Annotated in this window: 11 protein-coding genes; 2 read left to right on the forward strand and 9 right to left on the reverse strand. The window is 71.3% G+C overall.

Going from position 1 to position 10,733, the window contains the following annotated elements; genetic code table 11:
- Nucleotides 1-165: 165 nt before the first annotated feature.
- From arfB to WBN91_RS31305, 6 genes are all read right to left on the reverse strand, one after another.
- A complete protein-coding gene (gene arfB / locus WBN91_RS31280) occupies nucleotides 166-591 on the reverse strand; it encodes an alternative ribosome rescue aminoacyl-tRNA hydrolase ArfB (RefSeq protein WP_337727844.1) in 426 nt (141 codons plus the stop codon).
- Between the two features lie 10 nt (nucleotides 592-601).
- Entirely contained in the window at nucleotides 602-1,381 is a 780-nt protein-coding gene (locus tag WBN91_RS31285) for a hypothetical protein (protein ID WP_337727845.1), read from the reverse strand.
- A complete protein-coding gene (locus tag WBN91_RS31290) occupies nucleotides 1,378-1,872 on the reverse strand; it encodes a SigE family RNA polymerase sigma factor (protein ID WP_337727846.1) in 495 nt (164 codons plus the stop codon). The genes WBN91_RS31285 and WBN91_RS31290 overlap by 4 nt, the downstream gene beginning before the upstream one ends.
- Before the next feature lie 64 nt (nucleotides 1,873-1,936).
- Complete coding sequence (gene purM, locus WBN91_RS31295) at nucleotides 1,937-3,013, reverse strand: phosphoribosylformylglycinamidine cyclo-ligase (RefSeq protein WP_443217831.1); 1,077 nt, start codon at nucleotides 3,011-3,013, stop codon at nucleotides 1,937-1,939.
- An 18-nt stretch (nucleotides 3,014-3,031) separates the two neighbouring features.
- Nucleotides 3,032-4,552, reverse strand: a complete 1,521-nt coding sequence (purF, locus tag WBN91_RS31300) for an amidophosphoribosyltransferase (RefSeq protein ID WP_337727848.1) — start codon at nucleotides 4,550-4,552, stop codon at nucleotides 3,032-3,034.
- 107 nt (nucleotides 4,553-4,659) lie between these two features.
- Nucleotides 4,660-5,388, reverse strand: coding sequence for a maleylpyruvate isomerase N-terminal domain-containing protein (locus tag WBN91_RS31305; RefSeq protein ID WP_337727849.1), 729 nt, complete (start codon nucleotides 5,386-5,388; stop codon nucleotides 4,660-4,662).
- Nucleotides 5,389-5,546: 158 nt separating this feature from the next.
- On the opposite strand from WBN91_RS31305, the gene WBN91_RS31310 reads away from it, so the two are divergent.
- Together WBN91_RS31310 and WBN91_RS31315 are read left to right on the forward strand one after the other, a co-directional pair.
- The gene (locus tag WBN91_RS31310) at nucleotides 5,547-5,852 is read left to right on the forward strand and encodes a hypothetical protein (protein ID WP_337727850.1); all 306 of its coding nucleotides are present in this window, start codon (nucleotides 5,547-5,549) and stop codon (nucleotides 5,850-5,852) included.
- A complete protein-coding gene (locus WBN91_RS31315; protein WP_337727851.1) occupies nucleotides 5,849-7,843 on the forward strand; it encodes an alpha/beta hydrolase in 1,995 nt (664 codons plus the stop codon). Before WBN91_RS31310 ends, WBN91_RS31315 begins: the two co-directional genes overlap by 4 nt.
- 34 nt (nucleotides 7,844-7,877) lie before the next feature.
- Here WBN91_RS31315 and WBN91_RS31320 read toward each other — a convergent pair whose 3' ends face one another.
- The 3 genes from WBN91_RS31320 to WBN91_RS31330 are packed head-to-tail and all read right to left on the reverse strand — an operon-like array spanning nucleotide 7,878 to nucleotide 10,268.
- Nucleotides 7,878-8,210 carry a hypothetical protein gene (locus WBN91_RS31320; RefSeq protein WP_337727852.1) on the reverse strand — a complete coding sequence of 111 codons (333 nt, stop codon included), beginning with the start codon at nucleotides 8,208-8,210 and terminating at the stop codon, nucleotides 7,878-7,880.
- Nucleotides 8,211-8,240: 30 nt separating this feature from the next.
- Nucleotides 8,241-8,618 carry a sterol carrier family protein gene (locus WBN91_RS31325; RefSeq protein WP_337727853.1) on the reverse strand — a complete coding sequence of 126 codons (378 nt, stop codon included), beginning with the start codon at nucleotides 8,616-8,618 and terminating at the stop codon, nucleotides 8,241-8,243.
- A gap of 9 nt (nucleotides 8,619-8,627) precedes the next feature.
- Nucleotides 8,628-10,268, reverse strand: a complete 1,641-nt coding sequence (locus tag WBN91_RS31330) for a glycosyl hydrolase family 28-related protein (RefSeq protein ID WP_337727854.1) — start codon at nucleotides 10,266-10,268, stop codon at nucleotides 8,628-8,630.
- Nucleotides 10,269-10,733 lie beyond the last annotated feature (465 nt).

Here is a 10,733-nt window from a genome sequence, read left to right on the forward strand (position 1 = left end):
GGGCAGGCCATACGGGGATGACACAAGCAAGAAGCCCAGGTAGAGGTGTGCCGTGCGGCAGCTTCGTGAAAAGCACGGGTGCGCTGCGGCGAGGTGGGGGGGTGCTCCGTGGGGGAGGCTGGTGTTGCGTGAGGGCGGCTGGTGTTGCGGCTGGGGCGTGTGTGGCTAGTCCCAGCGGCCGGTGCGGCCCTGTTTGGTTTGGGCTCGGCGTTTCTTTTCTGCGATTCGCCGTTCCTGGGAGCCCTTGGTCGGCTTCGTTGGACGGCGTTTCGGTGGGGGTGGCGCTGCTGCGTCGCGGAGGAGGCGGGTCAGGCGTTCTCGGGCTGCTTGGCGGTTTTTGAGTTGGGTTCGGTGTTCGCTTGCCGCGATGGTCAGGACGCCGTCTACCAGGCGGTTGTCCAGTCGGGCCAGCATCCGGGCTCTCAGGTGTTCCGGCACGGCCGGGGAAGTCGCCAGGTCGAAGGACAGTTCTACTCGGCTGTCGGCCGTGTTCACGCCCTGGCCGCCGGGGCCGGAGGACCTGGAGAAGCGTTCGCTCAACTCGGCCGCTGGTACCACCAGCGTCCTCGTCACCACCAGGTCCTCGCCCACGGCGTCAAGGTTAGAACGTCAGACCGGGGATCGCCGCCACCTTTACGGCCTCCTCGGCCGTCAACGGTGCGTTGCCGTTGCTGGTGGCCTTGTCGCTGCTGTTGTGCACCTGCACGTGGACACGGCCGCCGGGGATGGCGACGTCCACCAGGAGTAGGGTGCGGCCGTCGAACTCGCTCCTGCTCAGGAACACCAGGCGGCCGTCGGGTAGTTGCACGGTCTCGCAGCCTGGCTCGCACTTCGGTTCGGCGCCCGGCATGAGGTAGACCAGCACCATGCCCCGGCCGGCCGCCGTGGTGACCTCGGTGACCGACTTGTACTCGTTGCCCGACGCGGCGAACGTCCACGGGGTCATCGGGTCGCCCGGGATCGGGGCGACCTTGGCGCCTGCCGGCAGGGCGCCGGCCAGCAGTGCGGTCAGCTGTGCCGCTCGCTCATCGGTCACCGGGCGCGGGGGCTGGGGCATCGCGCCCGAGTGCGGGATGATGCCCGACGTGCCCGGCTTGGTCGTCTCGGTCACCTGCGGTGTGGTGGTGGTCGTGGGCGGGGCGGTGGTGGTCAGGGACACCGTCGGTTGGGACGCTGCCACCTCCACCGATCCGCCGCTCCCGCTCGACCCGAGCATCGCGGGCACGCACACGACGGTGACGGTGGCCAGGACCGCGACGCCGGTGGCCACGCGGCGGACGGTCACGCGGCGCTTGCCGGTCTTCATGATCTTCGGCAGGTCGATGGTGAGCGGGGGCTCGCCGTCGAACGCGGATTCCAGGGTCTGCTTGATGTCGGTCATCGCTGCTCCTCGAAGACGTGGCGGCCGAGAAGTTCCCGCAGCGTGGCCAAACCCTTCGCCGCCTGGCTCTTCACGGTGCCTTCGGACCGACCGAGGAGGCGGGCCGTCTCGGTGATGCTCAGGTCCTCCCAGTAGCGCAGGACCACGACCGCCCGTTGCCCCTTGGGCAGGGCCGCGAGCGCGTCCCGGACGTCCGGGTCGGCGGGAGCGGCGCCGGGCACGGGTGTGTCCGGCAGCCGCTCCACGACCGTTTCCCGGCTGCGGAAACCGCGCCGCGACTCGTCGATGGCCGCGCGGACCAGTGTCTTGCGCGCGTAGGCGTCGACCGCGCCGTCCTTGCGGACGCGCGGCCAGGCCACGTACAGCTTGGTCAACGCGGTCTGCACCAGGTCTTCGGCCCGGTGCCAGTCGCCGCACAGCAGGTACGCGGTTCGCCGCAGCACCAGTGCGCGGGCTGCGACGAACTCGGCGAACTCGCGGTCGCGTTCCACTCGCCCCTCCCTCGGTCGCCGGTCAATACGGAACCGGGACCCCGAAGGGTTGCCTCGACGACCTCTAGAACCTCGGGTGGTCGCCGACGAGCGCGGTCACGCCGTCCTCGGAGCGGCGCACCTCGCCCAGGACCCACGCGGGCACGTGGCGGGCGGTCAGGACGGCCAGGGCGCGGTCGACGTCCTCCGGGGAGACCACGGCGACCATGCCGACGCCCATGTTGAACGTCTTCTCCATCTCCTCGCGCTCCACCCGGCCGCGCTGGGCGATCATCTGGAACACCGGCGCCGGCGTCCAAGTGCCGCGCTCCAGGGTGGCGTGCAGGCCCTCGGGCAGCACCCGGGCCAGGTTCGCCGCCAGGCCACCGCCGGTGACGTGCGCGAAGGTCCGGACCTCGGCCTCGGCGGCCAGCGCCAGGCAGTCCTTGGCGTAGATGCGGGTGGGCTCCAGCAACTCCTCGCCGAGGGTGCGGCCGAACTCCTCGACGTGCCCGGACAGCGGCATGCGGCCGATGTCCAGCAGCACGTGCCGGGCCAGGGAGTACCCGTTCGAGTGCAGCCCGGAGGAGCCCATCGCGATGACGACGTCGCCGTCGCGCACGCGGTCCGGCCCGAGCATCGCGGACGCCTCGACGACGCCCACGCCGGTGCCGGAGATGTCGTAGTCGTTCTCGCCCATCAGGCCCGGGTGCTCGGCGGTCTCGCCGCCCAGCAGCGCGCAGCCGGCCTGGACGCAGCCCTCCGCGATGCCCTTGACCAGCGCCGCGACCTTCTCCGGCACGACCTTGCCGATGGCGATGTAGTCCTGGAGGAACAGCGGCTCCGCGCCGCACACCACGAGGTCGTCCACGACCATCGCGACCAGGTCGATGCCGACGGTGTCGTGCTTGTCCAGCGCCTGGGCGACCGCGATCTTGGTGCCGACGCCGTCGGTGGACGACGCGAGCACCGGCTCCTTCCAGCGGTCCAGGCGCAGCTTGAACAGGCCCGCGAACCCGCCGATGCCGCCGAGCACCTCGGGCCGCTGCGCCTTCGCCGCCCACGGCTTGAGCTTCTCCACCGCCTCGTCACCTGCGGTGATGCTGACTCCGGCGGCGGCGTAAGTGGCCTTGGGGGTGTCGGTCACGTCACTGGCTCTCATGTTGTGCGGGCAGGTCTGTCAGGGACGCCGCAAGGCGTCCTCGGCACCGTACCCGTTCGCCAGAACGGGAGCCGCCGAGCCCGCCACGCCCCGGATGCCCTCCAGGAGGTGCTTGCCGATCAGGGCGTCCTCGGGCAGCGGGATGGGGTAGTCGCCGTCGAAGCACGCCGAGCACAGCCGCGTCTTGGGCTGTTCGGTGGCCGCGACGAGCTGCTCCAGCGACACGTAGCCCAGCGAGTCGGAGCCGATGGACCGGCGGATGCCGTCGGTGTCCAGGCCGTTGGCGACCAGTTCGGCGCGGGAGGCGAAGTCGATGCCGTAGAAGCACGGCCACTTGACCGGCGGGGACGCGATGCGGACGTGCACCTCGACCGCGCCGGCCTCGCGCAGCATCCGGACCAGGGCGCGCTGGGTGTTGCCGCGCACGATCGAGTCGTCCACGACGACCAGGCGCTTGCCGCGGATGACGTCCCGCAGCGGGTTGAGCTTGAGCCGGATGCCCAGCTGCCGGATGGTCTGCGACGGCTGGATGAACGTGCGGCCCACGTACGCGTTCTTGACCAGGCCGGACCCGTAGGGGATGCCGGAGGCCTGGGCGTAGCCGATGGCGGCGGGCGTGCCGGACTCGGGCACCGGGATGACCAGGTCGGCCTCCACCGGGTGCTCTTGGGCCAGGCGGCGGCCGATCTCGACGCGGGTGGCGTGCACGGACCGGCCGGCGATCGAGGTGTCCGGGCGGGCCAGGTAGACGTACTCGAAGATGCAGCCCTTGGGCTCGGGGTTGGCGAACCGCGAGGAGCGCAGGCCGTTCTCGTCGATCGCGATCAGCTCGCCGGGCTCGACCTCGCGGACGAACGAGGCGCCGACGATGTCCAGGGCCGCGGTCTCGCTGGCCACGACCCAGCCGCGCTCCAGCCGGCCCAGCACCAGCGGGCGGACGCCGTGCGGGTCGCGCGCCGCGTACAGGGTGGACTCGTCGGAGAAGGTGAGGCAGAACGCGCCGCGCAGGGTCGGCAGCAGTTGCATGGCGGCCTGCTCGATGCCGATGTCCGCGGCCTGCGCCGCGAGCAGCCCGCACACCAGGTCGGAGTCGGTGGTGGCGCCGTGGCTGGTGTCCACGCCCAGCTCGCGGGCCTTGACCAGCAGCTCGGCGGTGTTGACCAGGTTGCCGTTGTGGCCCAGCGACAGGCCGGAGCCGGTGGCGGTGGTGCGGAACGTCGGCTGGGCGTTCTCCCAGGTGGTGGAGCCGGTGGTGGAGTAGCGGCAGTGGCCGACGGCGACGTGGCCGCGCAGGCTCTGGAGAACCTGTTCGTCGAACACCTGGCTGACCAGGCCCAGGTCCTTGAAGACGACGACCTGGCTGCCGTCGCCGACGGAGATGCCGGCGGCTTCCTGACCGCGGTGCTGCAACGCGTACAGGCCGTAGTAGGTGAGTTTGGCGACCTCTTCACCGGGCGCCCAGACACCGAACACCCCGCATTCCTCGCGGGGCTCCTGCTCGGTATCGGTGCGGCCGGCTGCTGACTGGTCGGTGACCACCGAGTGCTCCCTAGCGACGCGGGCGGGGCTGCACGTCCGAGTGTAAGGCGAACGGGGGGTGAACCACCCCCATCAGGACCCGGTGGATGTGGGCAAACACACCCCGGTCAGTCCAGTTTGAGCACGTTGAGCACGTTCTTGTCACCAGTTGCCTTGAGCGGCAGGCGACCCCACAGGCCGTAGTGCACGATCTGGGCTTCCCCGGTGATCTGGAGGTCGGTCTCCTCGCCGGGCCAGGCGGCGCGCAGCTCCGGGACCACGCCGGGCTCCAGGGTGACCACCCACGCCTCGGGGACGTCGGTGAGCTGGATGAACGCGGTGCCCTTGGCGGTCGGCGGGACGTCGGTGGCGTACTTGGCGGCCAGCAGGATGCCCAGGGACTCCTCGATGCCGTCCACGGCGAAGTCGGTGTCGCCGGTGACCAGCTCGCGCAGGGCGGCCTGGGCGTCCCAACGGCGCAGGTCCAGCTCGTGCGCGATGCGGCGGTGCCAGACCCAGGCCAGGTCGGGGGACGCGGGCGAGAACGTCCAGGCGGGGCGGTTGCCGGGGACGGCCGGCAGCACCTCGGCGGCCAGCGCGAGCTGCGCGTCCAGGTACTCCAAGGGGACGACGTCCTGCGGCGCGGGCGGCAGGTTCAGCCGAACCGTGCTGCCGCTGCGCAGGTACTCCAGGGAGGTCTGGAGGAAGCGCCCGACGTGCAGGGTCAGCTCGGTGAACGTCCAGCCGGGGCAACTCGGCACCTTGGCCTCGGGGTCGGCCTTCCCGACCGCCGCGCGGAACATCGCGGCTTGTTCCTCGAACTTCGCCGTCCACCGCTGCGGGTTCCAGCCAGCCACTTTGAGTGCCTCCCGTGTTCTCTCGCCGCCCCAACCGACGCGGCCACGCCGGACATGGTTCCGCATCGACGCTCACGTTTCCGGGAACCGGGCGTGATCGTCCTGCGTCGGAGGGTCCAGCGGCTGTGCGGCACGAAGGGTGGGGAACCGTGTTCGGTGTGCGACCAGAGACGTTGCGCGCGGCGTCCAAGCAGTTCCACGAGGGTGCGGACGCGGCGGGCGACGGCGCGGAGATGATCTCCATGCTGCGGCTGGACGCGGGCGCGCTGGGCGAGGTCGCCGCCGCCGCCGAGTTCGCCGACGCCCTGGCCAAGTGGGCCGGCGAGCAGTCCGACGACCTGCGCCGCGGCGGTGCCTGGTACCGCGACGCGGGCGACGGCCTGAACGAGAACGCCGACTCCTACCAGCGCGCCGAGGACGACTCCCAGAACTCGTTCCGCTCCCTGGAAGGTGGCCTCGCGTGAGCTACGTCGACCCGGAGGTCCTGTACGGGCAGCTCGCGTCGGGCGACGCGGGCCGCATCGCCGCCGCCGCGGATCCCATCAGCGGGGCGCAGAGCGCGGTGGGCCGGGCGGGCCAGGCCGTCACGTCCGGCGGCCAGACCGCGACCGCCACGTGGCAGGGCGAGTCCGCCACGAAGTTCGGCGCACGTGCGGACCTGTCCACGAAGTCCGCCACCGTCGCCGGCGAACGCCTGGGCGCGGGCATCGACATCGTGCAGGCCGCGTCCCGCGCGTACGGGCAGATGCGCGGCAGCGCGGACCAGCTCATCGACTTCTGGCGCGGCCGTTCCCCGGCGCTGGACGAGGCCCAGACCCGCGAGCTGGCGAACAAGGTCAACGAGCAGCTGACCAACGTCAAGAACGGCTACGAGAACGTCCTGCGCTCCTACGCCAAGGCCCTGTCCGGCGTCCGCCCGGCCTTCCAGGAGGTCGCGGCGAAGGACGCGGGCTGGAACTCCGCCGTGCAGGCGATGCGCACCAGCGCCACCGTCCCGCCGCCGGGCACCGACCCGAAGAAGGTCGCCGAGTGGTGGAAGTCGCTGACCAAGGAGCAGCAGGACGAGCTGCTGCGCACCAAGTTCCAGGAACTGGGCCGGCTGCGCGGCCTGCCGTCCGAGGTCCTCGACACCGCCAACCGCGCCCGCATCAAGGACGACCTCCAGCGGTTCGGCGCGGAGGCCGACCAGCTCCAGGCGCAGATGGACGCCCGTGCGCGCGAGCTGGGGCTGGACCCGAACAACTCCGACGACCTGACCAAGCTCAAGAACGACCCGCAGTACGCGGACCTGTCCGAGAAGCGGGACGTCGCCCAGACCAAGGCCGACAACGCGGAGAAGGTCCAGAAGAGCATCGACCAGGCCGACGAGTTCGCCCGCGACCGCAACTGGCTGAAGCCCGACGGCACGCCGGACGTCCGGATCATGGCCTGGGACCCCTACGGCCCGCGCGGTGACGGCGCGACCGCGATCGCCTACGGCAACCCCGACACCGCCAAGAACCTCGCGGTGGCCGTGCCGGGCACCGGCTCGACCCTCGACAGCTTCTCGATCGGCCAGGCCGGCAACCTGCGCGAGCAGATGGGCCCGAACGGCAACGCCACCATCCAGTGGCTCGGCTACGACGCCCCCGGCTGGTCGCCCGGCGAGGTCGACAACCCGGCACAGGCCCGCGAGGGCGGCGCGAACCTGGTCGCCGACGTCAACGGGTACCGGGCGGCGGCCGAGGCCGCGGGCAACCGCCAGCACCTCACCGTGATCGGCCACTCCTACGGCTCCACCACCGTCGGCTACGCGGGCATGAACGGCCTCGCGGCCGACGACATCGCGTTCGTCGGCTCGCCGGGTGTCGGCGCGTCCAACGTCAACCAGCTCTCCGCCGGCCCGGGCCACGTCTACGTCGGCGCGACCGAGCACGACCCGGTCGTGCAGGGCACCAGCTCCAGCTGGTTCACCCAGGACGGCTCGTCCATCGGCCCGTACGACGACCGTTTCGGCGCGAAGACGTTCGGCACCAGCGACGGCGCGTCCGCTCTGGGCGCGCACTCGCAGTACTACGCCGAGAACTCGGAGTCCCTGAGCAACCTGGCCAAGATCGCCACCGGCGACGGCGGCTCGGTGACCGAGCAGAAGTGGCACGACAACCCGCTCGGCCCGTCGCTGCCCGGCTCGCACATCCCGGGCGTCGGCCCCGTGATCGACGTCCTGAGCGGCACCGCGGTCGGTGCCGCGGACCTGGTGGTGGACGCGGGTTCCGGTCTCTACAACGCCGGCCGCGACGCCTGGCACGGCAACTGGTCCGACGCCGGCACCGGCCTGGTCAACACGGGCAAGGAGGTCGTCAACGACACCGTCGACGTGGTCGTCGGCGGCATCGGCGACGTGGTCGAAGGCGGTCGGGACATCGTCGAGGGCGCGAAGGGCGCCTGGGACAAGACCGTGGGTTCCTGGTTCTGATCCGGGCGGTGGTGCGCCGACCCGGGTCGGCGCATCACGCCTTGCGGCAGGAACTCACTTCGACCTGCGGGTCGACGCCGTCGAAGCCGTTGTCGTCCCAGCGGCGGATCTTGCAGATCACCTCGTCGCCGACCTTGATGTCGGGCGGGTACTGGTCGATGTCCGCGCCGTAGGTGCCCTTGCCCGGCGCGGCGTCACCCTTCAAGTCCTCGGTCAGCTCCATCCCGACCCTGGTGGACGCCTCGCCCTTCGGGTCCGGGACGATCCGCAGCACCTTGAAGTGGGCGTCGCCCTCCCACTCGGTGCCGCAGCCCGCGAGGAGCACGCCGACCGCCGCCACGACCACACCGATCCTCAGCGCCTTCACACCGCCGAGCTTAGCGAGAACGTGGGTGCGCTAGATCCGCACGACCGGGAGCAGGGCGGAGAGGTCCGCCCTGCTGCCCGACGCCGTCACCTTCGCCCCCTCCAGCGCCTCCGACCAGTCCAGGCGGCCGGTGGCCAGGAGCAGCCACGTCTCCGGGTCGGTCTCCACCACGTTCGGCGGGGTGCCGCGGGTGTGGCGGGGACCGGCCACGCACTGCACCGCCGCGAACGGCGGGACCCGGACCTCGACGCTGCGCCCCGGCGCGAGCTGTTCCAGGGTGCGCAGGCTGAGCTTCACCGCCGCGGCCAGGACCGGGCGGTCCGGGCGGTCCGCCTCGCCCGAAAGCCAGGGCAGGACGGCGGCCACGGCGGTGCGCAGCTCGTTCGGGTCGACGGGTTTGGGGGGCATCCGACCAGGTTAGCGCCGGCGCAGGGCGCGCTGGGCCTGGTACAGGTCGCGGGGTTCGACCGGCGTGCCGTAGGACTCCAGGACCGAGTCGAGGGGGCCGGTGAAGTCCGGTTTGTCGACCTGGCCGAACTCGGTGACCTCGCTGATGCCGACCGTGGCGCTCAGCGGTGCCACGTGGTCGATCTTCACGCAGCCCGCGCGACCGTTGAGCACGGTGACGTTCCAGTGCGTGAACCTGGCCCCGTACAACGGTCCGGCGTCGGCCGAGCCGCCGTGCGCGCCGTCGTTGTGGATCGTCACGTCGGTCCGGACGTTGGCGAACGGCAGACCGCGGTGGGTGTCGAAGGTGCCGGCGTCCATGCGTCCCCGCGACCAGACGTTGCCGCACGACAGGCCTTCCACGTTGATGCCGTGGTGGCCCGATCCCGGGGTGGGCGGTTCGGTGAACGCGCCGATCGCGAAGTCCCGGACCAGGTTGTCGTGCGACTGCTCGCGGCAGGCGTACGAGTGGTGCTGGCCTCGGCCTGTCACGCGGGTGCGCAGGAGCGAGACGCCCTTGGCGGAGACCAGGAGGAAGCCGTTGTCGCTGTCCACAACGGACACGTCGTCGGCCCAGCAGTCCCAGGCGCACTGGAACACCAGGCCGTTGTACCCCTTGTCCTGGAGGTGGGCGGGGCGGGCGGTCTTCACCATGCGGATCGTCAGGCCTTCGACGCCGGCGCCGGTGATCGGTGGGGCGAGGGTGGTCAGGCGGGGATGGAAGGACGGGCGGGCGTCGAGTGGCAGCGGCTGGGCGAGGCGGACTTCGTTGCCGTGCACCGACTCCACGCGTACCGGCCACAGGAAAGGCCGGTAGGACAGGAGTTTCGCCTTGTCGCTCCAGCGGTAGGCGTGGGTGCCGGGGATGTCGCCGCACATGTGCTTGAACAGCCCGTAGTCGCCGTCGTCGTCGAGTTGCAGCAGAACCCGTTGCCCCGCACGGATTTTGTGTGCGTCGGCAACGGTCAACGTGAACGCACCCCGGTCCGCGTGCTCGACGACTCGCGCCAGCTCCGTGGTCTCGCCACCGCTGTTACCGGTCCACCCCTCGAACGGCCAGCGCTGCGCTTTGATCGCGTCGACCAGCGCGCGGTACCGGTCCCGGTGGCACACCCACACCAGTCCGCCACTCCAACTCCAGGCCGAACTGGTGCCGCCGTACCGACTGCGGTTGATCCCGACGATTTCTTCCAGCGACCGCGTGGCGAACAGGGTCGTGCGCTCACTGCCCACACCGCGGAGTACGACGTTGGAGTAACCGATGCGGATGATGTCGTCGATCCGGTAGGTCCCGGCAGGCACCAACACCACACCACCGCCAGCGCGCCCGACGTCCTCGATGGCCCGGTTGATGGCGGCGGAGGCGTCGACGGACCCGTCCGGTTCGGCCCCGTACCGCAGGACGTTCGCCCGCACCGCGGGACGCGGCGGACGCTGCCCGGTGCGGTACCCGGCGAAGGCGACGTTGGGGATGCGCGGGTGGGCGTACGGATCGGCGACGAACTCCCGCCACAGCCCGACGGGTTCTGCGTGCGCGGCGCCGGCGAACACCGCGGTACCGAGTAGAGCCGCTCCCGACCCGATCAGGAACTGCCTTCGCTCGATGGTCATCTGGCCGTCTCCTCGTGCAAGGGGGCGGCAGCGGTGCCCAGATCAAACCCCAAGGACGCCGCGAACACCAGCCCTTGGAAGGTCTCGGCAAGCAGGCAGCACGGCGTTGTCGGTGCTCCGCGGGACAATGAGCCCCGGGGGGACTTCAGCCGGAATGTCGTACCGCGGTGGGAGAATGAGCCCCAGGGGGCGCTTCGGCAGGATTGTCGTACCCGCGTGGGACAATGGAGACGGGGGCCGGAGGCCGGCCCCAACGAGCGGCGATCCTCGGCAGCGGCAGCGCCCAACAGCGGCAGCGCCCAACAGCGGCAGCGCCCAACAGCGGCAGCCCTCAACGAACGGCAGCCCCCGACGACCGACCGCCAACCAGCGGCCCGGCCTGAGTGGTGGCGGTTCGGCGAGCGGCGGTCGGCGAACGGCAGGGCGTGAGTGGTGGCGCGTGCGAGCGGTGGCGCGCGAGCGGCG

The organism is Saccharothrix sp. CCNWYY140 (assembly GCF_037401995.1).
GTDB lineage: Bacteria > Actinomycetota > Actinomycetes > Mycobacteriales > Pseudonocardiaceae > Actinosynnema.